Origin of the sequence: Flavobacterium sp. HSC-61S13 (genome assembly GCF_024171535.1) — a bacterium.
GTDB lineage: Bacteria > Bacteroidota > Bacteroidia > Flavobacteriales > Flavobacteriaceae > Flavobacterium.
In genome coordinates this window covers 48332-71225 of the sequence record NZ_JALJZV010000004.1, presented here as the reverse complement: position 1 = coordinate 71225, position 22894 = coordinate 48332, and the positions used below count along the sequence as shown (strand labels likewise).

The window sequence follows — 22894 nt, the reverse complement described above, 5'->3', positions numbered from 1 at the left end:
AACTTCTACATTTGTCTGCATATGATATTAGTCACAGGAGGAACCGGCTTAGTAGGAGCGCATTTGCTGCTTCAATTGCTTCAAGAAAACGAAGCGATTCGCGCCATCTACCGTACAGAAGAAAATATTGAGAAAACCAGACAGTTATTTGCCGATGCCGATAAGCAGGTTTTATTTCAAAAAATCGAATGGATCAAAGCAGACTTAAATGACATTCCTGCTCTGGAAAATGCCTTTACCGATATTCGACAAGTTTATCACTGTGCCGCTTATGTGACTTTTGACCCGAAAGAAGAAGAAATCTTACGCAAAACCAACATTGAGGGAACAGCTAATCTAGTCAACCTTTCCATAGCTTATCAAATCGATAAATTTTGCCATGTTAGCTCTATAGCTGCATTGGGAGAAACCATCGACAAAAACAAATCTATAGACGAAACCGCCAATTGGAATCCCGACAGCTACCACAACGACTACGCCATCAGTAAATACGGCAGTGAGATCGAAGTTTGGCGGGCAAGTCAAGAGGGACTTCCGGTTATTATCGTTAATCCAGGTGTAATTTTCGGTTCTGGATTTTGGAACCAAAGCTCGGGCGAACTGCTGAACAAAATCAATCAGGGAATGCCTTTTTATACCAAGGGAACCGTAGGGATTGTTGCCGTAGAAGACGTGTGCCGCATCATGATTCAATTGATGAACAGCTCGATAAAAAACCAAAATTACGTCGTGATTTCCGAAAACATCAATTTTCAAGATCTACTCAACAAACTGGCTGATTTACTGGGCAAAAAAAGACCCAATCTATACGCTTCTCCAATGGTAACCAGTTTGGCTTGGAGACTGGATTACATCATATCGCTTTTTACAGCAAAAAAAAGAAGCTATTCCCGGGCTACCGCGAAAGCTTCTCATTCTAATTCTATTTATGATAATTCCAAAATAATCAACACGCTTGATTATTCCTTTATTCCTGCGGCTGATTTTCTACAGCCACTTTGCTCAACTTATTTAATTTCACATTAGTTTTCACTGCCTTTACCTTTTCATCTTCCTCCTTTAACTTTGCCTTTTCCTGCTCAGCTTCCACTTCCTTTTTCAATTTTTCTTTCTTGACTTCCAAGCGTTTTTTGATCTCTTCTTGAATTTGAAAATACGATTCATCTTCGAGTTCAATATAATAGCGGTTGTTTTCAACAAAGGTCAAACTGTCGATTTTATACTTTTTTAAAATGGAGGAAGCAGTAATTATCGAGGCAGTCGTATCGGCATAAAAAACTCCCATACTCTCCATACCGTTTAGCAAAGCCATATCGTACAAAACATCGGTCATTTTATCTTTTTCGATAAATTTCTTCGGCTTCTCCAATTCCTCCTTACAAGAAATTAGACTCAAAAGGCAACACAACAAAACCATTTTTTTCATAACCACTATCTTAAAAACAACAAACGTTGTCCTGATTTTTTCTCATTTATTTTCCCGTCTTCATACACCAAATTCCCGTTGACAAAGGTATGCGTTATTTTTGAACTAAAAGTCTGACCTTCAAAAGGCGACCATCCACATTTATACAAAATATTATCAGAACTGACCGTCCAATCTGAATTTGGATCTACCAAAACCAAATCGGCATGATACCCCTCGCGTAGAAAACCACGCTGCTCAATTTGAAATAATATAGCTGGATTATGCGCTGTTTTCTCAACAATTTTCTCAATACTTATCATACCCTCTTTACTTGCTTCGAGCAAAGCCACCAAGGCGTGCTGTACCAAAGGACCTCCCGAAGGTGCTTGACTATAAGGCTTTGCCTTTTCTTCCAAAGTATGTGGAGCATGATCGGTTGCGATCACATCAATTCTATCATCTAGTAATGCTTCCCACAGCGCCGCACGATCTGAACTGCTCTTAACCGCTGGGTTCCATTTAATCAAATTGCCTTTAGTCGCGTAATCTTCGTCGGAGAACCACAAGTGGTGCACACAAACCTCTGCAGTTATTTTTTTATCGCGCAACGGAATATCATTTCTAAAAAGTTTGGTCTCTATAGCGGTAGACACATGAAAAACATGCAACCTTGCACCGGTTTTCTCTGCCAAGGCAATCGCTTTAGACGAGGATAAATAACAAGCCTCAGCACTGCGGATTAAAGGATGACAAGCCACGGAAATATCCTCTCCATATTGCTCCTTATAACGCGCCAAATTTTGCTGTATCGTTGCTTCATCTTCAGCATGCACCGCGATTAACATATCGGTACTCGAAAAGATTTTCTCCAAAACCTCTTCCTTATCCACCAACATATTACCCGTAGATGAACCCAAAAACAATTTAATACCAGCGACATTTCTAGGATTGGTCTTTAAAACCTCTTCCAAGTTATCGTTGGTTCCCCCCATCATAAAGGAATAATTTGCAAAAGATTTCTCGCTGGCGATTTGATATTTATCTTCCAACAATTCTTGAGTAACTGCATTGGGAACCGTATTGGGTTGTTCGATAAAAGAAGTAATTCCTCCTGCAATAGCTGCACGCGATTCACTTTCAATATCCCCTTTATGCGTAAGACCCGGCTCTCTAAAGTGAACCTGATCATCAATCATACCCGGTAAAACCCAACATCCCTGAGCATCAATCACCCGGGCATTATTTATATTTTCAATAGCGGGCGCAATTTTTGCAATGCGGCCCTCTTCGATTAAGATATCCCCAACAAAAACTTCTCCTTCATTGACTAGTTGTCCGTTTTTAATTAAAAATGTATTCATTATAGTTTGTTTAGTAGTTGTTTAATTCGAAGCGATATCACGCCAAAAATAGCCTCTTTAATAATGCCATTTGACATTTTGGATTCGCCCACAGTTCGATCGGTAAAAATAATAGGAACCTCAACGATATTAAATTTTAGATCAAAGGCGCGGTACTTCATTTCAATTTGAAAGGCATACCCGATAAATCGGATACGATCTAAAGAAATACGCTCTAAAACTTCCCGTTTATAACAGATAAAACCAGCAGTAGTATCGCGGATCTTCATTCGAGTAATGAAACGCACATAAACTGAGGCGAAATACGACAGCAAAACGCGGTTTAAAGGCCAATTGACTACATTTACTCCAGTTACATAACGCGACCCGATACTCATATCAGCACCTTCTTCACACGCTTTTAATAACAAGGGTAAATCCAGTGGATTATGTGAGAAATCCGCATCCATTTCAAAAACATGGCTGTACGGTCTGGCTAAGGCCCAATTAAACCCGTGCACATAGGCCGTACCCAGGCCTTCCTTTTGACTTCTCACTTCTAAAAAAAGGCGCTCTGGAAATTGATTTTGCAACGATCGAACCAGATCAGCAGTTCCGTCAGGAGAATTATCATCTACCACCAAAACATGAAAGTGATCCGGTAAACTCATCGTAACGGTTATGATATGCTGTATGTTCTCGATTTCATTATACGTGGGAATAATGACAATTCCTTGAGCCATTTTAATAAGGTTTACTTGCAAAAGTAAACTTTTTCTATAAAGTTATTCCACAAATAAATTACAATATCCTTTTCTGAAAAAAAATTTAGTAATTTTACACCCGATATGATGGATTTTACATTAACCCAAAGAGTGATTGAGAACAAAGACTGGGCAACATTGCTGTTTTTGCTTTGCTTTGGTATTATTGCTATCAATAAAAATGTTTACGAAGTTCGTTTCGCCGAATATCTTCGCCTCATTGTATCGGAGAAATACACCAAGATCTACAAGGACAGCGCCAACATCAAAAACAGTTTTACTATTTCCCTTTTTTTAGTACAATTGATATCGGGTACTTTCTTTGTACAGATTTGCTTAAAAAGCTTTGGCTATCTCAACCATTACTCGTTTATCTCCTTTATCAGAATCCTAAATTTCATTACCTTTTTTATTTTAGCCAAATACTTAATCGAGAAAATCGTAGCGATTGCATTCAACATTGAGGAATTTTCCGAACAATTCAATTTACAAAAAGTCAATTACCGTACCTATGTATCTTTACTGATATTACCGGCTAATCTCATTCTTTTTTATAATGATTTTTCAAGCAAAATCCCTCTTTTCATCATAATGCTTGCATTAATGACAACAAACATCATATTATACATTATCTTTTTAAGGAATTATCAAAATTTAATTCTTAACAGATTCTTTTATTTTATTTTGTATCTTTGCACTCTTGAAATAGCTCCCTATTTTTTCCTTTATTATTGGTTTACAAAATCTTAGAGCATTAGAACATAAAATATATGAAAGTGAAAACAATTTTGGTTTCTCAACCAGAGCCTAAAGTAGAAAATTCACCGTATTTCGAATTACAACAAAAATTAAAGGTAAAGTTTGACTTTAGACCTTTTATTCATGTTGAGGGTGTATCAGCCAAAGAAATTCGCCAGCAAAAGATTGATTTGAATAATTATTCTGCAATCATATTAACGAGTAAAAACTCTGTTGACCACTTTTTTCGTGTAGCTGAAGAAATGAGATATAAAGTTCCTGAAACTCTAAAGTATTTCTGCCAATCAGAAGCCGTAGCCTACTATCTTCAAAAATATGTAGTTTACAGAAAACGAAAAATCTATGTAGGTCTTAAAGACTTCGTTGATATTGCACCTTTAATTAAAAAGTATAAAGACGAAAAGTTTTTATTACCCGCTTCAGATCAATTAAACGCCGATGTCCCAACGACATTAAACGCTTTGAAAATTGACTGGACAGAAGGTGTTTTCTACAGAACAGTGATGAGTGACCTCTCGGACTTAAAAGATGTATATTATGACGTATTGGCGTTTTTTAGCCCTACCGGAATAAAATCTCTTTTTATGAATTTTCCAGATTTCGAACAAAACGATACACGTATCGCAGTTTTCGGAAGCACCACACAAAAAGAAGCACTAGACCACGGTCTTAGAGTAGATATCATGGCACCAAGCCCTGAGGCTCCTTCGATGACTATGGCGCTCGAGAAATACATTGCCAAAGCTAATAAATAGTAATCAGTGACTAGTAATTAGTAACTAGTAGGTTTGCGGGATAAATGTGGATCGATTAAATATTTTATAGATTCGAAAACCGAATAGAAAATAAGCAAATGGGCTATCTCAAAAAGATAGGCCATTTGTTTTACAACAAACCCGTATAGCCTAGACAAACAACCGCCTTATTAAGCGATTTAAGGAAGTTTTTTCAGACTTGCAGTCATCGTAGTTAGTCTTACACAAAACAACCTGTATTTAGCCTTAAAAACAAAAAGCCCGATAATTTAAAATTATCGGGCTTTTTTATATTTAAAAAGTACCTTAAATCTGTGGCCCTGCAGCAACTAGAGATTGTCCTTCTTCATTATCGGTATAATTTGCAAAATTCTTTACGAACAAAGCAGCCAAATCTTTTGCTTTAGCATTCCACTCCGCTGCATCTTGGTACGTATTTCTAGGATCTAGAATAGTTGTATCCACTTCCGCCAAAGCTTTTGGCACTGCCAAGTTAAAAATTGGAACAATTTCAGTTTCAGCTGTTTCTATGGAACCATCTAAAATACGATCGATAATCGCTCTTGTATCCTTGATAGAAATTCTCTTTCCTGTTCCATTCCATCCGGTGTTCACCATATATGCAGTCGCATTATGCTCCTCCATTTTCTTCACTAATTCCTCACCATATTGGGTTGGATGTAAAGATAAAAATGCTTTTCCGAAACAAGCGGAGAACGTAGGTTCTGGTTGAGTAACTCCTCTTTCAGTACCCGCTAATTTAGCTGTAAATCCAGAAAGGAAGTAATATTTTGTTTGTTCTGGCGTCAATTTAGAAACCGGTGGCATCACTCCAAAAGCATCTGCTGTTAAGAAGATCACTTTAGTCGCATGTCCCGCTTTAGAAACCGGCTTAACAATATTATCGATATGATAAATTGGGTAAGAAACACGTGTATTTTGAGTGGTAGAACCGTCTTTAAAGTCGATCTTCCCTCCTTCTAATACCGTAACATTTTCCAATAAAGCATCTCTTCGGATGGCATTATAAATGTCCGGCTCATGTTCTTTACTCAAATCAATGGTTTTTGCATAACAACCTCCTTCGAAGTTAAAAACACCATCGTTGTCCCATCCGTGCTCATCATCACCGATCAATTCACGCTTAGGATCTGTAGAAAGTGTTGTTTTACCCGTTCCAGATAGACCGAAGAAAACAGCTACATCACCATCTTTACCCTTATTAGCAGAACAATGCATTGAAGCCATTCCGTTTAATGGTAAATAATAGTTCATCATAGCAAACATTCCTTTTTTCATCTCACCACCATACCAAGTTCCTCCAATGATTTGGATTTTCTCTGTAAGGTTAAAAGCGATATATACTTCCGAGTTTAACCCGTAGTCTTTATATTGGTCAAAAGTAGCTTTAGAAGCATTCATAACCACGAAGTCCGGCTCACCAAAATTATCCAACTCTTCTTGAGTAGGACGGATAAACATATTTTTAACAAAATGTGCTTGCCAAGCTACTTCCATGATAAATCTCACTTTCAAACGAGAGTTTTCATTAGCACCACAAAACGCATCAACAACAAATAGCTTCTTATTCGAAAGCTGTTTTACCGTAGTTTCTTTAAGCGCATTCCAAGTATTTTGATCGATCGGTTTATTGTCATTTACACTTTGCGGAGAATTCCACCAAACTGTATTTTCTGTAACCGCATCTTTAACTATATATTTATCTTTAGGCGAACGTCCCGTAAACACACCTGTCATTACATTAACTGCTCCAAGCTCTGTTACCTCGCCTTTTTCGAACCCTTCTAACTTCGGGCTAATTTCCTCGTCATACAAATATTCGTAAGAAGGGTTGTGTATAATCTCAACCGCATCCGCAATTCCGTATTTTTCTAACGAGATAGATTTAGAAACATTCATATCTATAAAATGTGTTGTTGTTAATATGTTTGCAAACTTAGAAATAAATTTAAAAATAACGACACTAAAATCGTTTTTAAATCCCTTTTTTGACAAAAATGGCTTGATAGCCGACCGTAAACCAAGCTGCAATTAATAAAACCCCACCAAGCGGCGTTATGGGTCCTAAAAATTTAAAATCAACCGCAGTTAAACCGTTTGTCGCGAGTAAATAGATGGATCCAGAGAAAAACAAAACTCCAAAACCGACTAAATACCCTATAATTTTTTTTGTTTTACTAGTCAATATAGGTACAGCACCCACGAACAGCAAAAACAAGGCATGATAGATCTGGTATCTCACGCCAGTTTCAAACGTTAACAACTGATTCTCATCGAGTACGGCTTTAAGACCGTGAGCACCAAATGCTCCTAAAATCACGGCAATTCCGCCCATAAAAGCCGCCAAACCGATTATTTTTTTGTCCATACTATTTTTATTTCAAATATACGATTCTTAAAATTAATTTCCCTTCCCAAATTAAATGGGTTTTTTATTTTTTAACGCTAACGAAATCGCTATTTTCGTATCTTAATTAAAAGCCAAGTTATGAGAAATATTTTAATTGTTGGAGCCGGAAGATCTGCTTCATCTCTTATTAAATATCTGTTAGAAAAATCTGATTTAGAAAATTTACATATAACTATAGCTGATCTTTCGTTAGAATTAGCTCAAAAGAAGACCCAAAATCATCCTAATGCAACAGCTATTTCTCTTGATTTATTTGATGTGGAGCACAGAAGAGAAGAAATAGCCAAAGCCTCTATTGTTATTTCCATGTTACCCGCTTTTATGCATATCGAACTTGCCAAAGATTGCTTGACCTACAAGAAGCACTTGGTAACCGCTTCTTATATAAGCCCAGAGATGGCCGCTTTAGATGAAGAGGTCAAAAAGAACGGCTTGGTTTTTATGAATGAAATTGGATTAGATCCCGGTATCGATCATATGAGCGCAATGAAGATACTCGATGAAATCCGCGCAAAAGGCGGTAAAACCATCTTGTTTGAATCGTTTTGTGGAGGTTTGGTTGCACCCGAATCGGACGACAACTTATGGAATTACAAATTCACATGGAATCCGAGAAACGTAGTCCTTGCCGGACAAGGTGGCGCAGCGAAATTCATCCAGGAAGGTCAATACAAATACATTCCATACAACAAGGTTTTCAGAAGAACTGAGTTTATGGAAATTGAGGGCTACGGCCGTTTTGAAGGTTACGCCAATAGAGATTCACTAAAATACCGCTCGATATACGGATTAGACGATGCCCTAACGGTTTTCAGAGGAACTATTCGTAGAGTTGGCTATTCCAAAGCATGGAATATGTTTGTAGAATTAGGACTAACCGACGACTCCTACACCATCGACAATTCAGAACATATGTCGTATCGCGACTTTATTAATTCCTATCTGCCTTATCACCGTACAGATTCAGTGGAGATAAAACTGCGTTTGGCCTTAAATTTAGACCAAGATGACATCATGTGGGATAAATTGATGGAACTGGATATCTTTAATCCCGATAAAATCATCGGGTTAAAAAATGCAACTCCTGCACAGATACTCGAAAAAATACTCAGCGACAGCTGGTCGTTAAAGGAAAACGACAAGGATATGATTGTGATGTATCACAAATTCGGTTATGAATTGAATGGCGAACACAAGGAAATCGATTCCAAAATGGTGTGTATCGGCGACGATCAAACCTATACAGCTATGGCAAAAACCGTTGGACTACCCGTTGCCATTGCCGCCTTAAAAATTTTAAAAGGCATCATTACAAAACCCGGTGTACAAATGCCGATAGATAAAGATGTTTACGAACCGATTCTCAAAGAACTAGAGAATTACGGCATTGAATTTCATGAAAAAGAAGTTCCTTACCGAGGATATTAATCAAAACTACAAAAGCCTTTTCTACTTAATCATGAAAGGGCTTTTTTATTTACTAGTACTCATCCACTAGCCACTACCTTACTGTCTCGACTTGGGTATTGCCTGAATCAAAGTTTGAGTGTATGCCGTTTGTGGGTTTCTATACAAATCATCGGCCTCATTCATTTCAACGATTTGCCCCTTACTCATCACAGCTACTTGATCCGACATATATTTGACAACAGCCAAATCATGAGAAATAAACAGATAGGTAAATCCAAAATTCTCCTTCAGTTCGTTCAACAGGTTTAAAACTTGGGCTTGTACCGAAATATCCAAAGCGGAAACCGATTCATCACATACAATCAGTTTAGGCTGTAAGGCAATGGTTCTAGCAATGCCAATTCGCTGGCGTTGCCCTCCCGAAAACTCGTGAGAATAGCGATTAAAACAACTTTCATCAAGACCTACTCGCTCCAGAATTTCGATGGTCTTCATTTTACGCTCCCGATCAGAACCGTATAAACCATGTACCTTCATCGGCTCCATAATAGCCTTTCCGACAGTAATTCTTGGGTTTAACGAAGAATAAGGATCTTGAAAAATAATTTGTATTTCCTTTCGCAATGCGCGAAGATGACTTTTGGACAATTTTGTAATATCCTGTCCTCTATAAAAGATAGTGCCCGAAGTAGCGGGATCCAATTGCAAAATAGCATTTCCTAAAGTTGATTTTCCACAACCACTTTCCCCTACCAATCCCAAAGTTTCTCCTTCGTAAATTTTTAAATTAACCTCCGAAAGCGCTTGGAACTCCTTCTTTCTAAACCAATTTCCCCCATTAAAATACGTTTTACCCAAATCGCGAACTTCCAACAAAGGTGATTGCTTATACAATTCCTCGTGACGCTGTTGACGCTCTTCGTCTGTGACGATTTCGGAAATCGATGTGTTGTTTAAAAAATCGGATATGGTAGGCAATCGATCCAATCGGTAATCCAATGATGGTCTTGACTTGATTAAAGCTCTGGTATAAATATGTGTGGGATTTTCAAAAATCTGAGTGGTCAGACCTTGTTCGACAATCTCACCCTGATACAAAACAATAGTACGATGTGCGATTTCTGATATCAACGCCAAGTCATGCGTGATAAACAATATACTCATACCGGTTTCTTGTTGTAAATCCCGTAATAATGTAATAATTTCTTGCTGTACGGTAACATCCAAAGCCGTAGTTGGCTCGTCAGCAATCAGCAGTTCCGGCTTGCAGGCAATCGCCATTGCAATCATCACCCGTTGTTTCTGTCCACCAGAAATCTGATGCGGATACTTTATAAAGATCTCCTCGGGATTTGGTAGTTTAACCTTCTCAAAAAGTGAGATCACCGCAGATCGGATTTCTTTTTTTGATGCCGAAGTATGCTCCATCAACATTTCCGCAACCTGAAGTCCACAAGTCATCGATGGATTTAAAGAACTCATCGGCTCTTGAAAAATCATAGCTATTTTCTGGCCACGTACTCCGCGCCATTCCTTTTGATTGATTTTGGTCAAATCAACATCACCAAAAACAATTTCTCCATTGGATATTCTAGAAACCTCTTGAGGCAACAATCCCATCAAAGCCAAAGACGTTACGGATTTTCCAGAACCCGACTCCCCAACTATTCCAACAATCTCATTGTGACCAATATAAAAAGAAAGCCTTTTTACAATGGGCTTCCAGATTTTATCAACCTTAAAATCGATAGCGACGGAATTAACTTCTAAAACTTTCTTTAATGACATACTGTAATGTTGTGCTTAAAAATATAGTGCAATGTATTAAAATAAAAAATGCTAAGCCTTTAAAAACAACGTTCTCTTTCCAACTAATTAAAAAGAGAACGCTTTCTCCTTATAGCCGGCTATGCCATTATTACGCCACATTAACCACATCATATTCTTTTACCAAAGTTAAAATAACCGCAGTCGATTTATTCATATTTGCATATACTGGACAACGGTTTTTCACAGAATCCATCCATTTCTTCAAGGCTACGATAGAAGCACTTGAAGTAGGTTTGATCACAACATGGACGGTTTTAAATCCAACATCCCCTCTTTTTTCAGAAGCCTCCCATTTAGACGCTTCAATTTCTCCCGAAATCTCCAACTGAATCGATCTCAAATTTAATTGCTGCTCTTTAGCAACCGCCTTACCCACTGCGTGTATACTGCCTGCCAAATTAGCCAATAGAAATTCAACCGAACTTGACGGTTTTGAAGTGACAAATCCCACTTCGTTGTTTAATGTCAAAGAAAAATCTTTTGACTTGACGACAAACTGGCTCTCCTTTGCTGAGAATCCCAGTACTTTTACTAGTTTTTTACCCATTACCTATTTTTGTTTTTAAATTAAAAAATCTCATTTTATTCTATAAAAAAAGTCTTTCTGGAGCAGTTACCAAAAAGACTTTTTATTTCATTCGTACGAACTTATAAACACATCAATTTAAGCAACTGCAAAGCCACAAGTGCATATTATGCATACACTTGCAAATAAATGACGATGTAAAATAATTAAAACTCATACTGTATTCTTTTAATGATTATCAGTTCTCTAACGCCTTTTCAACAGTAAATCCCACACTAACACGCGGTTTTATAATTGTAAAAAAGGACTCGATCACTTTTAAATTTCTGTAAAAAAAAAGCCCCCGCAAAAGGCGAGGGCTCTAAATATATATTTTTATTCTGAAATAAAACTACACAACAAGATCCCTCGCGGATAGAATCCACATGGTAAAATTTGATGAATAATGTTTATAACTGTTCATTTTTCTTTGTTTAATGACACAAATTTGCAGATGTTTTGCCAACTAACCTACATAAATACATCTTTTAACTTTTCTTTAACTCAAATTGAAAATAATTCATTTTCAACCAACAAATCCTGTCTTTTGAAGCGCAAAACGATCTGAGCAACAGCAACGACATCTTTTTCGCAATAAGTGATTATCCGATCGATATCCTGATCTTGATAATAGACTTGAGCCACCTGACTACCGTCTATATCTCCTTTAGGCGAAGGTATGTCCAATATTTTCGTCAATAACTTTAAAGAAGTATAGTGTTTAAAATCGCCGAACTTCCACAATTCCAAAGTATCCAAATGAGGAATTTCCCACGGTTTTTTTCCAAACAAATTGAGTTTCGCCGGTATTCTCAATCCGTGAATAATCATTCGTCTCGCTAGGAATGGATAGTCAAACTCCTTAGCATTGTGTCCGCACAGCACGTATTGAGGTTTGCTGAAATGCGTTTCCAGCAATGCGCTAAAATCCTTTAGCAACTGCGGTTCTTCCCCAAAAAAAGAGGTGGTTCTAAACTGCCTGATGTCGTTTTTAAAAACAAAATAACCGACAGATATACAAACGATTTTACCGAACTCGGCCCAAATCCCAGCGTGGGAATAAAATTCCTCCGCACTGACAGCGTCCTTTCGCTGATAACTAGTTTTAGCTTCATACAACATTTGCATCTCCGGATCCAAATCCTCGTAAGCCGCTTGTTCTGGTACGGTTTCAATATCGAGAAACAAAATATGCTCTAAAAGTATTTTATCGATCATCTTAGTTATTTTCTTTGTCCCAACATTTGGTATGCCTCATCGACATAGATATAAAAATCATTGCTATGTGCATCGGCAGTGGTTTGAAGCCCTTTAAGATGCCCTAAACGCACGATAATCATATCGTCTTCAGGAATTACGATAACAAATTGCCCCAAATGCCCTCGCATATAAAACATGGATTTATTGCGGTAGTTATTCAACCACCAGCCATAACCATATTCCGGACTTTCTGGAAAACGCGGTTGAATCGATTTGGCGACAAAAGCGCTATCGAGTATTTGCTGACCCTCCCATTTTCCATGCTGTTGATACAATTTACCGAAACGGGCAAAGTCCCTAGCATTGCTGGCGATACAACAATACGCTTTTTCAATACCGTCGCCCTCATGATCCAATTGCCACAAAGCATCATTTTCAGCTCCTAAAGGTTGCCAGAATTTTTCAGACACATAAACTGCCAGCGGTTTCTTAACGGCTTTTTCCAAAACCATCGCCAACAATTGGGTGTCGCCACTTTTATATTCAAAATGCTGACCCGGCTTCGTACTGATATCCAATCCCAACATCACTTTTCTCAGGTCTTTATCGAAATACGCTCTCGTAACGATCGAAAGTGGACTGTAATACTGTTCGTCCCAATTTAAACCCGATGCCATGGACGACAAATCACCTACGGTAACTTGATCTTTATAAGTTCCCTTTAACTCCGGTAAGAAATCAATGACCTTTTGATCCAAACTCTTGATCTTCCCCTCCATGATGGCCTTTCCTAGAGCGGCAGAAACCACACTTTTGGCCATAGAAAACGAATTGCTTTTAGAGTCTTTATCATAACCATCATAATAACTCTCATACCAAATACTGTCGTTTTTGATAATGATAAATGCCACGGTCTGAAGTTCCTTGTTGGTACTTTCTAATCGTTCTGTAGCCTTAACGGTATTATAATCTTTGGCGATATGCCACGGTTGTGCAATCCCCTTTTTAATTTCTCTATTTGGAAAATATTTATAATCAACTAAAAAAGCGGTTTTATGCCCGTGAAAATATACGGTACGCACAGCAGTAATCAAATAATCCACTTTGAAAACATACATCAAAGCCACGAGTACCACCAACGTAATTATTATGATTTTAAGTATTTTAAACAGTTTTTTCATCGGTTTATTTTTAAAATGCCTACTAAAATACAAATTAAATTGTTTCGACAAGGCTTGTTTAAAACAAAGATTGCTGTTTGAATTCGGATTCGTGATCCAGCAACCACTTTTTTACCGCTAATCCCGAGGAGAAACCGACTAAAGCACCGTCTTTACCAATGACCCGGTGGCAGGGAATAACGATCAACAGCGGATTTTTACCGTTGGCACTTGCAGCGGCACGTATGGCTTTTACATTACCTAAGCGTTGAGCCATTTCCAAATAAGAAAGGGTTTTCCCGTGTGGAATTTTCTGCAATTCAGCCCAAACTCTTTGTTGGAAATCGGTCCCGATGGGATCCAAGCTCAGGTCAAAAATTTTGCGTTGACCAGCAAAATACTCTTGCAATTGCTCAATGGCCTGCTCGATAAATACAGAACTGGATTTTGTGGATTGGTCCACAACTTCCGCTATGCGAATCTGCGTGATTCCACTCGAATTTGCTTCGATAAAAAGCATTCCAAATGGGGCGGACATCAAAGCGGTATGTATCATAATTATCAGGGTGCGTTCTACTACTACTACAAATATACATTTTTTAATAGAGCTTGCACTAGTACGAGTTGCGTTAAGGGGTGAAGCGGCATCCTTTGGTATAGCGACAGCGACACCAAAGATATAGCGCAACACCTGACCCGAAGGGGAACGCCCAAAAACAAAAAAGCCACCTTATGTGGGTGGCTTTTAAGTAATGTCTATAAGTTGGCAAAAAAATCATTGCCCTTGTCATCGGTGATGATAAACGCAGGGAAGTTTTTTACGGTAATCTTTCGAACCGCTTCCATTCCGAGTTCTTCAAAATCGACTACTTCTACTTTTAATATATTTTCTTTAGCCAAAATTGCAGCTGGCCCACCTACTGAACCGAGATAGAATCCGCCGTATTGTTCACAGGCTTCGGTTACCTCTTTTGAGCGGTTACCCTTGGCCAACATGATTTTACTACCACCTGCTGCTTGAAATTCTTTAACATAAGGATCCATTCTTCCCGCAGTGGTCGGTCCGAAACTTCCAGAAGCCATTCCCTCCGGGGTTTTTGCAGGACCTGCATAATAGATCGGGTGGTTTTTAAAATATTCCGGCATCGGTTGTCCGTTGTCCAACATTTCCTTGATTTTCGCATGTGCAATATCACGTGCTACAATTACGGTTCCGTTTAACATCAATCGGGTTTTGATCGGATATTTTGTCAATTCCGCCAGGATTTCATCCATCGGCATATTCAAGTCCACCACGACTGGCGCCTCGAGATGTGGCGCAACCTCTGGCAATAAACGCGCAGGGTTTTGCTCCAATTGTTCGACAAAAATTCCTTCAGCAGTAATTTTTCCCTTGATATTTCTATCAGCAGAACAGGAAACCCCCAATCCAACAGGACAAGATGCAGCATGACGCGGTAAGCGAATCACTCGTACATCATGCGTGAAATATTTCCCGCCAAATTGCGCTCCGATCATCGACTCCTGACAAATCAGTTGCAGCCTTTTTTCCCATTCCAGGTCTCTAAAGGCTTGCCCACCCATATTACCCGAAGTAGGTAAATGGTCATAATATCCAGCCGAAGCCTTTTTAACAGCTGCTAAATTAGCCTCCGCAGAGGTCCCTCCAATCACCAACGCCAAATGATAAGGCGGGCAAGCAGAAGTTCCTAAATCCTTTATTTTTTCACGTATAAATTCAGCCATCGACTTATCGTTCAACAGCGATTTGGTCTTTTGATATAAAAAGGTTTTATTGGCTGATCCACCACCTTTTGCCAAAAACAAAAATTCATAAGCAGCTCCTGTAGTCGCGTATAGATCGATTTGTGCCGGTAAATTAGAACCTGAATTTTTCTCTTCAAACATGCTGATCGGTACAATCTGAGAGTATCGCAAGTTTTTCTTTTGATACACATTAAAGATTCCCTTAGACAACCATTCGGCATCATTAACACCGGTATAGATGTTCTCCCCTTTTTTACCTACAACGATAGCCGTTCCGGTATCCTGACAAGAAGGCAATTGCCCCTCTATAGCTACAGCAGCATTTTGAAGTAAGTTATAAGCCACAAAACGATCGTTGTCCGTAGCTTCTGGATCGTCTAATATGGCGCGCAGTTTTTCCAAATGCGCGGTACGCAACATAAACGAAACATCGTCCATCGCAGTTTCAGCTAACAATTCCAATCCACGAGGATCGACAGTTAAAATTTGACGGTTGCCTAAATTTTCTACTTGTACAAAATCGGAAGTGATTTTACGGTAAGTGGTCGTATCCTTCTGGATTGGATAAGGGTCTTGATAAAAAAAGTCCATGGAATTGTTAGTTTATTTTTGTGAAGTAAAATTACAAAATCAGTTTTGTTTAACCCCTTAGAATGACTCTAAATAAAGGATTTCCGCTTTATGATACTTTTTTATCTGCAATCATTCTTTTTAAATTTTAATACTTTAAAACCGTCATATACTAACTCCACTTATATTTGTTTACGGGTTTTTATACCAGAACACACTACAACATCTAACAAGAGCGTAAAGACTAATCATCATAAAACTCTAATACTCAACACTATCTAACATTGCTCCAGATTTACAATTGAAAAAAAACACGAAAAGAAGGGGCTATTTCGCCACTTAATGTAATTTTGCAATTCAAAACCTATCATGATGTTATACAGTCCTGTTTTTAGTCAATTTTACGAACAAGTCAAGTCCAGTGTTAACGATGGTACTTTCGCCAAGCTAACTTTGGCAAAAACCATGGGCGATACCGATCTTAAAAATATTTATGTACGCCTGAATATTCTGGAAACTGGCGGATACAACTTTGCCCTTACATCTCGATACAAAACAGAGGAAATAGAAAGTTTTCACACCGTTGATGAAACTTTTATGCTGTTGAGCTCTTATATTAAAAACCCATTCACAACGGCTTTGCTGTTTACTACAGAAATGGATTTAACTTTTAAAGTCAATAAGAAAAACATAGGGAGTCTTATCGAACAAGCACCTACTTTTAAAAATGCTTCTCCCGTAATGTTAGAAATGATTGAAAAAGGAATTGTAAAACCATAAGCGCTTTTTTTGATTTATATTATAGAGGCAAAACCTCTTTAACAAGCCCACTCTAAGTGTATTCTTTAAATTCAATCTCAAAGAAGCACTTTCAAACTAAACAGAAAAGCGCCCAACAATATTGAGCGCTTTTCTGTTTAATATCAACCTCAGCTGCCACACCAAACAAAATTCGACGGAGTCAATCCCTTTGTGTACAAAATGCAAAATACTACTGTTTCACACGCGCCAGTACTCGCACAGAAATGGAGGACGGTTTGTATAAAGGTTTAAATTACATTTTCAAATTCAAGACAGTTTTTTACAAATTTCTTCTGCTCTTGTTTAAATTCAATGTCATTTTCAAGTTTGTATTCCCTCTGTTTTTCAACAAGCCTCGACCAACTCAATGCAGGTATGGCATTATTAGAATGTATTTCTAAACGCACAATCATTTTAGCAGTAGGCAGTCGATGCTCATTTAAAATTAAACTTAATTCGGTTTGCTTTAAATCGATGTCTTCCGCAAAATCTTTATTCGTTTTATAAAGAAGTTTGATATACGATTTTAGAAATGATGCAAAGGTTTGATTTTCATCATATATTAATGAGGCCGTATAATCCTCCATTAAAAACCGCAATTGAAGCATTTTGGAGTAAAGCACCTGATTGTCACTTTGATTTTTTCTTTTATCCTTTCTCGCTTCCGCCAATTCCTCAGCAGCTTCTTTTAGTTCCGACTTAGGAATAGGATTCTTAAAAACAACCGCTTCAACGAGTTCTTCAGGACTATATTTTTCTATCTCTTTTTGATTTTTCATATTTTGTATTTATTGAGTAGACTAAACAAGGAACTGCCTTCAAGAAATATTTGCCTACCCGCATTTTCAAATCCATACTTTTTCATATAGTACTTTTTCAACTCGGTTTTTGGATGTAAGGATACACAAGCGTATTCACCACATAACTTTATGGATTCCCTACATGCAAATGCAATTAAATTACCTACTATTCCATCATATTCTTTATGAGTACCGGTGTTTTTTACTGCTGCTGCCAATAACACTATTTCAATCCTCATTTCTTTAAAAAAGACTTTTATAGACATCAATCCCAAAATCTCGATCTCATCAGGAAATTTTAACTTGTATACATTATTCTCCCGCTCTAAAACCCAATCAAAATGGAACTCTACTGCTGTAATAAACTGATAATCTGTTTCTTCTACTAATTCTATTACAACATTTTTAGATCCGGAAGTCGCTATATGAGTTATTTCCATATAGTAAATATACAAAATAATTTACAAATATGTAAATTACCTATGCTATAATCCACTTTGCCACACCAAATAAAATTCGACAGATTCAATCCCTTTGTGTAGCAAAATTCAAAATACTACTGTTTCATACGCGCCAGTACTCGCACGACAGTGACGGCAAACGCAAACCAAAAAATACCTATTTCAAATTATTCAAAAAAAAAGAACCGCCATAAAAGCGGTTCTTTGATTTATCGTGATTAAAAACTTTTCATATAAGCTTCCATAGCTTTAAGCTCGTGTTCACTCATCTTTTTAGTTATGGCGAAATTAGCCTGCATAATTGGAAATTGAGACGGATCTACGATTGGCTCGCCATCTCCTTGTAAGAAGGTCACTATACTCGCCTTGTTGTCGGCATAGATTTTAGTGATTTCCTTGATACTCGGCCCTATAACTTTTTTATCTGCCAAATGGCAACTGTTACAAGTACCTTTCCCCTCAAAAAGTACTTTTCCCTGTGCTATCATTTGAGCTGGATCAGTACTTTGTTCCTCAGAGCTTTTATTTTCTGTACCCACTACTGTTGGATACAAACCTTCTTCTTTAGCATTGGTTTCTTTTTTACAAGAGGTCAATGCAAGCAATCCTAAAACCAGTAGTGCCGATTTCATTATTGTTGTCATAAGTGTATATTTGTTGTTTATTTTGTCTCCCAAATTTAAGGATAACAAACCACATCCAACATTGATAAACAGTTATTTTATTTTGATAATAGTATAGCTGCTTCTTTAGCAAAATAGGTGGATATCAAACTGGCTCCTGCCCGTTTGATACAAGTCAATTGCTCCATCATAATTTTATCGTGATCCAACCAACCTCTTTCAGATGCCGCTTTAACCATAGCATATTCTCCAGATACCTGAAATACCGCCACTGGTACATGAACCGCATCTTTTACTTCACGCACGATATCCAAATAAGCCATCCCCGGTTTTACCATAACGATATCCGCACCTTCCTCCACATCATAAAGTGCCTCTTTAATCGCCTCTAAACGGTTGGCATAATCCATCTGATAGGTTTTTTTATCCTTCGGAATTTCTGCATTATCCACCGGTGCACTGTCTAGCGCATCGCGGAAAGGGCCGTAAAAAGCAGAGGCATATTTGGCAGAATAACTCATGATTCCCACATCGGTATATCCACTAGTATCCAAAGCTTGACGAATGCGCAGTACTCGCCCATCCATCATATCACTTGGAGCCACAAAATCAGCTCCCGCCGCAGCATGAGAAACACTCATCTGCATCAAAGCCTCAACAGTTGGATCATTCAATATTTTACCTTTGCCGATAATACCGTCATGACCATAAATCGAATACGGATCCAAAGCCACATCGGGCATGACAATCATCTCCGGACAAGCGTCCTTGATGGCTTTAATCGCTTGTTGCATTAATCCATTTGGATTCCATGCCTCTTTACCCGTATTGTCTTTTAAATGCTCTCCTACTTTAACATAGATATTAACCGCGCGGATTCCCAAGGCATACAATTCTTTGACTTCTTTTACAGTCAAATCTATCGAACGTCTATAGATACCAGGCATAGAAGGAATCGCTTCTTCTACATTACTGCCTTCCGCAATAAACATCGGAAACATAAAGTCAGCCGGAGTTACAATCGTTTCACGCACTAAACTTCTAATGGATTCACTCACTCTCAACCTTCTACCTCTTTCTAATGGAAACATATTTTTTACTTTTTTTATTAATCACTTTTAAGACTTGTAGTTACATCCAAGCTTGTGGCACTGCTAAAACCTTTAGTAGTCGCTCTTCTTCAGAGCCCACTTCGGGATGATGGTCATAAACCCATTGCACTTTTGGAGGCAAACTCATCAAAATCGATTCGATACGACCGTTGGTTTTCAATCCAAATAAGGTTCCCTTATCGTGAACCAAATTGAACTCAACATATCGCCCACGTCTGATTTCTTGCCACGTTCTATTGGCGTCTGTAAACGACTCTTTACTTCTGCGTTCCACTATGGGTACATAAGCTTCTAAAAAACTATCACCAACTTCGGTTACAAAAGCATACCAATCTTGCATGGACTGGGTGTCGGTTTGTTGTAAATGATCAAAAAACAAACCTCCAATTCCACGAGCTTCCTCACGATGGGTATTCCAAAAATACGCATCACATTGTTTTTTGTACAAGGGATAAAAATCGGGATGGTGACGATCACAGGCCTTTTTACAAATAGCGTGAAAATGTACAGCATCTTCTTCAAACAAATAATAAGGCGTTAGATCTTGCCCACCGCCAAACCAAGATTTCAAAACCGTTCCATCGGTATCATACATCTCAAAATAACGCCAGTTCGCATGCACAGTAGGTACCATAGGACTGTGAGGATGCAACACCAAACTCAATCCACAGGCAAAGAAATCCACTTCTCCTACGCCAAAATAGGCTTGCATCGCCGCAGGTAAAGCACCGTGAACCGCAGAAATATTAACGCCTCCTTTTTCAAAAATACGACCGTTTTCAATAACGCGGGTTCTTCCACCACCGCCCTCTGGACGACCCCATAAGTCTTCTTGGAATTTAGCTACACCGTCTAGTTGCTCTAACCTAGCTGTTATGGTATCCTGTAATGTTAGGATATATTGATAAAACTGATTTTTCATGTATCGGTATTATTTTCTTTAATCAACTGTAATTTCAATACTACGAGTAATGAACTACAATTGACTTAGTTTACTCATAATTTCAAACGAAAACGACTTGCTCTCAGTTTGTATAAATTGATAAAGTGCCTTGGCCTTTTCTTTAAGATTGGAATATCCTTCTCGTTTGGACCATACCACTAAGGCATCGGCAAACTCCTCCATATGTTTCCAATCGAAATTAAATTTTATCAAATGCTGATTTAGTGTATCAGAATCAAAATTGCGAAGATCTTCGACACTCATTCCTATTTTATTCAGCTCGGTTTCCAATTCTAATTCATTCCAATTTTCTGGAAGAAACACCAAAGTCATCAATTTCTTCAAAATCGAGTTGATTCGTTGATCCTCTTCACTGCGCATACCTTTGTTTAACATGGTTTTTACGTTTTTTTATGATTGAAAAAGAGTTTGCAGTATAGCCACAAACTCCTTATTTTTTTATTGTCCGTATTCTTTAACCGCTTCGATAAATGCTTTAGCATGATCCACGGGAATATGTGGTAAAATTCCATGACCTAAATTGACAATATATTGGTCTTTCCCAAATTCATCAATCATTTCATGCACCATTTTTTTAATAGTAGGTATTGGCGACATCAAACGGCTTGGATCAAAATTACCTTGTAGGGTTATTTTATTGCCGGTAAATAAACGAGCATTCTTTGCAGAACAAGTCCAATCTACTCCCAATGCAGAAGCTTTTGATTGTGCCATTTCGCCTAAAGCAAACCAACAGCCTTTCCCAAAAACAATCACTGGTGTTACTTCTGATAAGGCTTCTACAATCTGATTGATGTAGTACCAAGAAAAAGTTTGATAATCCACTGGAGACAACATACCACCCCAGGAGTCAAAAATCTGCACGGCATTAACTCCAGCTTTTACTTTTTCCTTCAAATATAAAATCGTCGTATCCGTTATTTTTTGCAACAAAGCGTGAGCCGCTTCGGGTTGTGAAAAACAAAATCCCTTAGCTGTATCAAAACTCTTGGATCCCTTGCCCTCTACAGCATAACAAAGTATGGTCCACGGTGAACCGGCAAATCCAATTAACGGCACCTCATCGTTTAGCATTTCTTTAGTTACCTTGATTGCATCCATCACATACCCCAAGGTCTCTTCGATATTGGGTACGATAACTTGCTCTACATCTTTGGCAGAACGAATTGGATTGGGCACCCAAGGACCTATATTTTCTCTCATTTCCACATCAATACCCATAGCCTGCGGAATCACAAGGATATCCGAGAATAAGATCGCTGCATCCGGTTTTACAATACGGATCGGTTGTACGGTGATTTCAGCAGCAATTTCCGGCATTCTACAACGCGTAAAAAAATCATATTTATCTCGTAAAGCACGAAATTCGGGTAAATACCTCCCTGCTTGACGCATCATCCATACCGGTGGTCGTTCAACAGACTCCCCTTTTAAAGCTCTTAAGAATAAATCGTTTTTAATCATTTTGTTTGTTTTAAAAATTTTCTTATCTTTAAATAAGAAGTTCTATTTATAATAATTAACACAGGCTTCTAAAGTAGCCTCAACCGTGGGATGAGTTGCTAGAATCAAGCGTTCTGTAATTCCTTCTAAGGCAACAGCAGTGGTTTTTCCGATGCAAAAACACACTTCATCACCAATTTCGTTTTGTTGCAAATAACTATACACTCCAGATGGACTATAGAAACAGATACCATCTAGTTTGATCGTCAGTAGCTCGCTGGTTAATTCCGTCTGGTAAACTTGAAATTCGTTGAATTCCATCTTAGCGCTTTGCAAGGCTATGGGTAAAACCGCACTGCGTAAGTTTCCGTTAAAAAAGCTGATTTTAGCATTTGGATAGTCGCGAGTGATCATCGGCGCTAAGTCGATCGCATAATGAGCCCAGGCCACCACATGCCATCCGCTAGCTTCCAAAAGTGCTTTGGTTTTTATGCCTACACAAAAAACGGGTTTGCGCTTTAAATCCGCATGACTCGCATGCTGCAATAAACTCTTAACCGCATTTTGACTGGTAATCAACAAATAATCAAACAAGTGATCGACATGAAAATCCAACAGTCGCACCTGTATATAATCCCGCTCAACAAACTGTATATCACAGTGCTTCACCAAATCTCTTTGTGTAGTGTGAAATACTTTTGTCGATAAAACAGTTGGGGGATAAATCATGG

24 protein-coding genes are annotated in these 22894 nt (G+C 38.2%); 5 read left to right on the top strand and 19 right to left on the bottom strand.

What is annotated here, in order from left to right:
- Positions 1–21: 21 nt before the first annotated feature.
- Positions 22–1026, top strand: a complete 1005-nt coding sequence (locus L1275_RS05250; RefSeq protein ID WP_253470545.1) for an NAD-dependent epimerase/dehydratase family protein — start codon at positions 22–24, stop codon at positions 1024–1026.
- On the opposite strand, the gene L1275_RS05245 is transcribed toward L1275_RS05250, so the two are convergent.
- The 3 genes from L1275_RS05245 to L1275_RS05235 are packed head-to-tail and all read right to left on the bottom strand — an operon-like array spanning position 968 to position 3491.
- Complete coding sequence (locus tag L1275_RS05245) at positions 968–1426, bottom strand: DUF4296 domain-containing protein (RefSeq protein ID WP_253470544.1); 459 nt, start codon at positions 1424–1426, stop codon at positions 968–970. The genes L1275_RS05250 and L1275_RS05245 overlap by 59 nt on opposite strands.
- Before the next feature lie 5 nt (positions 1427–1431).
- Positions 1432–2769: a dihydroorotase gene (locus tag L1275_RS05240; RefSeq protein WP_253470542.1), complete on the bottom strand. Its 1338-nt coding sequence runs from the start codon at positions 2767–2769 to the stop codon at positions 1432–1434.
- Positions 2769–3491, bottom strand: a complete 723-nt coding sequence (locus L1275_RS05235; RefSeq protein WP_253470540.1) for a polyprenol monophosphomannose synthase — start codon at positions 3489–3491, stop codon at positions 2769–2771. Before L1275_RS05235 ends, L1275_RS05240 begins: the two co-directional genes overlap by 1 nt.
- A gap of 105 nt (positions 3492–3596) precedes the next feature.
- Between L1275_RS05235 and L1275_RS05230 the strand changes: the two genes are divergently transcribed.
- Both L1275_RS05230 and L1275_RS05225 read left to right on the top strand, forming a co-directional pair.
- The gene (locus L1275_RS05230) at positions 3597–4262 is read left to right on the top strand and encodes a DUF4271 domain-containing protein (RefSeq protein ID WP_253470538.1); all 666 of its coding nucleotides are present in this window, start codon (positions 3597–3599) and stop codon (positions 4260–4262) included.
- Between the two features lie 20 nt (positions 4263–4282).
- Positions 4283–5026 (top strand): uroporphyrinogen-III synthase, encoded by a 744-nt coding sequence (locus tag L1275_RS05225; RefSeq protein WP_253470536.1) that lies wholly within the window; start codon positions 4283–4285, stop codon positions 5024–5026.
- Between the two features lie 306 nt (positions 5027–5332).
- On the opposite strand, the gene pckA is transcribed toward L1275_RS05225, so the two are convergent.
- Positions 5333–6946 (bottom strand): phosphoenolpyruvate carboxykinase (ATP), encoded by a 1614-nt coding sequence (gene pckA, locus L1275_RS05220; protein ID WP_253470534.1) that lies wholly within the window; start codon positions 6944–6946, stop codon positions 5333–5335.
- A gap of 76 nt (positions 6947–7022) precedes the next feature.
- On the bottom strand, positions 7023–7415 hold the full coding sequence (locus L1275_RS05215) for a DUF423 domain-containing protein (RefSeq protein WP_253470532.1): 393 nt from the start codon (positions 7413–7415) through the stop codon (positions 7023–7025).
- 120 nt (positions 7416–7535) lie between these two features.
- Here L1275_RS05215 and L1275_RS05210 point away from each other — a divergent pair, with 120 nt between their 5' ends.
- Positions 7536–8885: a saccharopine dehydrogenase family protein gene (locus L1275_RS05210; protein ID WP_253470530.1), complete on the top strand. Its 1350-nt coding sequence runs from the start codon at positions 7536–7538 to the stop codon at positions 8883–8885.
- Positions 8886–8963: 78 nt separating this feature from the next.
- On the opposite strand, the gene L1275_RS05205 is transcribed toward L1275_RS05210, so the two are convergent.
- From L1275_RS05205 to L1275_RS05180, 6 genes are all read right to left on the bottom strand, one after another.
- Positions 8964–10655 (bottom strand): ABC transporter ATP-binding protein, encoded by a 1692-nt coding sequence (locus L1275_RS05205; protein WP_253470528.1) that lies wholly within the window; start codon positions 10653–10655, stop codon positions 8964–8966.
- Between the two features lie 130 nt (positions 10656–10785).
- On the bottom strand, positions 10786–11244 hold the full coding sequence (locus tag L1275_RS05200) for an OsmC family protein (protein WP_253470526.1): 459 nt from the start codon (positions 11242–11244) through the stop codon (positions 10786–10788).
- 522 nt (positions 11245–11766) lie between these two features.
- Positions 11767–12480: a 3'-5' exonuclease gene (locus L1275_RS05195; protein WP_253470524.1), complete on the bottom strand. Its 714-nt coding sequence runs from the start codon at positions 12478–12480 to the stop codon at positions 11767–11769.
- A 5-nt stretch (positions 12481–12485) separates the two neighbouring features.
- A complete protein-coding gene (locus L1275_RS05190) occupies positions 12486–13643 on the bottom strand; it encodes a serine hydrolase (protein WP_253470522.1) in 1158 nt (385 codons plus the stop codon).
- Between the two features lie 58 nt (positions 13644–13701).
- Positions 13702–14178, bottom strand: a complete 477-nt coding sequence (locus L1275_RS05185) for a methylated-DNA--[protein]-cysteine S-methyltransferase (RefSeq protein ID WP_256499788.1) — start codon at positions 14176–14178, stop codon at positions 13702–13704.
- 200 nt (positions 14179–14378) lie between these two features.
- A complete protein-coding gene (locus tag L1275_RS05180) occupies positions 14379–15980 on the bottom strand; it encodes a fumarate hydratase (protein ID WP_253470520.1) in 1602 nt (533 codons plus the stop codon).
- A gap of 348 nt (positions 15981–16328) precedes the next feature.
- On the opposite strand from L1275_RS05180, the gene L1275_RS05175 reads away from it, so the two are divergent.
- Positions 16329–16739 carry a hypothetical protein gene (locus tag L1275_RS05175; protein ID WP_253470517.1) on the top strand — a complete coding sequence of 137 codons (411 nt, stop codon included), beginning with the start codon at positions 16329–16331 and terminating at the stop codon, positions 16737–16739.
- 269 nt (positions 16740–17008) lie between these two features.
- On the opposite strand, the gene L1275_RS05170 is transcribed toward L1275_RS05175, so the two are convergent.
- The 8 genes from L1275_RS05170 to L1275_RS05135 form a co-directional block, all read right to left on the bottom strand.
- Positions 17009–17539 carry a hypothetical protein gene (locus L1275_RS05170; RefSeq protein ID WP_253470515.1) on the bottom strand — a complete coding sequence of 177 codons (531 nt, stop codon included), beginning with the start codon at positions 17537–17539 and terminating at the stop codon, positions 17009–17011.
- Complete coding sequence (locus L1275_RS05165; protein ID WP_253470513.1) at positions 17536–18000, bottom strand: N-acetyltransferase; 465 nt, start codon at positions 17998–18000, stop codon at positions 17536–17538. The genes L1275_RS05170 and L1275_RS05165 overlap by 4 nt, the downstream gene beginning before the upstream one ends.
- 239 nt (positions 18001–18239) lie before the next feature.
- Complete coding sequence (locus L1275_RS05160; protein ID WP_253470511.1) at positions 18240–18665, bottom strand: c-type cytochrome; 426 nt, start codon at positions 18663–18665, stop codon at positions 18240–18242.
- A gap of 77 nt (positions 18666–18742) precedes the next feature.
- Complete coding sequence (gene hemB, locus L1275_RS05155; RefSeq protein ID WP_253470510.1) at positions 18743–19735, bottom strand: porphobilinogen synthase; 993 nt, start codon at positions 19733–19735, stop codon at positions 18743–18745.
- A 40-nt stretch (positions 19736–19775) separates the two neighbouring features.
- Positions 19776–20678 carry an oxygen-dependent coproporphyrinogen oxidase gene (hemF, locus tag L1275_RS05150; RefSeq protein ID WP_253470508.1) on the bottom strand — a complete coding sequence of 301 codons (903 nt, stop codon included), beginning with the start codon at positions 20676–20678 and terminating at the stop codon, positions 19776–19778.
- A gap of 54 nt (positions 20679–20732) precedes the next feature.
- Positions 20733–21095 carry a hypothetical protein gene (locus tag L1275_RS05145; protein ID WP_253470506.1) on the bottom strand — a complete coding sequence of 121 codons (363 nt, stop codon included), beginning with the start codon at positions 21093–21095 and terminating at the stop codon, positions 20733–20735.
- A gap of 63 nt (positions 21096–21158) precedes the next feature.
- Positions 21159–22184, bottom strand: a complete 1026-nt coding sequence (hemE, locus tag L1275_RS05140; RefSeq protein ID WP_253470504.1) for a uroporphyrinogen decarboxylase — start codon at positions 22182–22184, stop codon at positions 21159–21161.
- Positions 22185–22226: 42 nt separating this feature from the next.
- Positions 22227–22892, bottom strand: a complete 666-nt coding sequence (locus tag L1275_RS05135) for a uroporphyrinogen-III synthase (protein WP_253470502.1) — start codon at positions 22890–22892, stop codon at positions 22227–22229.
- Positions 22893–22894: the final 2 nt, after the last annotated feature.

Bases quoted from the DNA above. Each gene is read 5' to 3' on its own strand.
- L1275_RS05250 (WP_253470545.1), top strand. From the start codon at position 22: ATGATATTAGTCACAGGAGGAACCGGCTTAGTAGGAGCGCATTTGCTG.
- L1275_RS05245 (WP_253470544.1), bottom strand. From the start codon at position 1,426: ATGAAAAAAATGGTTTTGTTGTGTTGCCTTTTGAGTCTAATTTCTTGT.
- L1275_RS05240 (WP_253470542.1), bottom strand. From the start codon at position 2,769: ATGAATACATTTTTAATTAAAAACGGACAACTAGTCAATGAAGGAGAA.
- L1275_RS05235 (WP_253470540.1), bottom strand. From the start codon at position 3,491: ATGGCTCAAGGAATTGTCATTATTCCCACGTATAATGAAATCGAGAAC.
- L1275_RS05230 (WP_253470538.1), top strand. From the start codon at position 3,597: ATGATGGATTTTACATTAACCCAAAGAGTGATTGAGAACAAAGACTGG.
- L1275_RS05225 (WP_253470536.1), top strand. From the start codon at position 4,283: ATGAAAGTGAAAACAATTTTGGTTTCTCAACCAGAGCCTAAAGTAGAA.
- pckA (WP_253470534.1), bottom strand. From the start codon at position 6,946: ATGAATGTTTCTAAATCTATCTCGTTAGAAAAATACGGAATTGCGGAT.
- L1275_RS05215 (WP_253470532.1), bottom strand. From the start codon at position 7,415: ATGGACAAAAAAATAATCGGTTTGGCGGCTTTTATGGGCGGAATTGCC.
- L1275_RS05210 (WP_253470530.1), top strand. From the start codon at position 7,536: ATGAGAAATATTTTAATTGTTGGAGCCGGAAGATCTGCTTCATCTCTT.
- L1275_RS05205 (WP_253470528.1), bottom strand. From the start codon at position 10,655: ATGTCATTAAAGAAAGTTTTAGAAGTTAATTCCGTCGCTATCGATTTT.
- L1275_RS05200 (WP_253470526.1), bottom strand. From the start codon at position 11,244: ATGGGTAAAAAACTAGTAAAAGTACTGGGATTCTCAGCAAAGGAGAGC.
- L1275_RS05195 (WP_253470524.1), bottom strand. From the start codon at position 12,480: ATGATCGATAAAATACTTTTAGAGCATATTTTGTTTCTCGATATTGAA.
- L1275_RS05190 (WP_253470522.1), bottom strand. From the start codon at position 13,643: ATGAAAAAACTGTTTAAAATACTTAAAATCATAATAATTACGTTGGTG.
- L1275_RS05185 (WP_256499788.1), bottom strand. From the start codon at position 14,178: ATGATACATACCGCTTTGATGTCCGCCCCATTTGGAATGCTTTTTATC.
- L1275_RS05180 (WP_253470520.1), bottom strand. From the start codon at position 15,980: ATGGACTTTTTTTATCAAGACCCTTATCCAATCCAGAAGGATACGACC.
- L1275_RS05175 (WP_253470517.1), top strand. From the start codon at position 16,329: ATGATGTTATACAGTCCTGTTTTTAGTCAATTTTACGAACAAGTCAAG.
- L1275_RS05170 (WP_253470515.1), bottom strand. From the start codon at position 17,539: ATGAAAAATCAAAAAGAGATAGAAAAATATAGTCCTGAAGAACTCGTT.
- L1275_RS05165 (WP_253470513.1), bottom strand. From the start codon at position 18,000: ATGGAAATAACTCATATAGCGACTTCCGGATCTAAAAATGTTGTAATA.
- L1275_RS05160 (WP_253470511.1), bottom strand. From the start codon at position 18,665: ATGACAACAATAATGAAATCGGCACTACTGGTTTTAGGATTGCTTGCA.
- hemB (WP_253470510.1), bottom strand. From the start codon at position 19,735: ATGTTTCCATTAGAAAGAGGTAGAAGGTTGAGAGTGAGTGAATCCATT.
- hemF (WP_253470508.1), bottom strand. From the start codon at position 20,678: ATGAAAAATCAGTTTTATCAATATATCCTAACATTACAGGATACCATA.
- L1275_RS05145 (WP_253470506.1), bottom strand. From the start codon at position 21,095: ATGTTAAACAAAGGTATGCGCAGTGAAGAGGATCAACGAATCAACTCG.
- hemE (WP_253470504.1), bottom strand. From the start codon at position 22,184: ATGATTAAAAACGATTTATTCTTAAGAGCTTTAAAAGGGGAGTCTGTT.
- L1275_RS05135 (WP_253470502.1), bottom strand. From the start codon at position 22,892: ATGATTTATCCCCCAACTGTTTTATCGACAAAAGTATTTCACACTACA.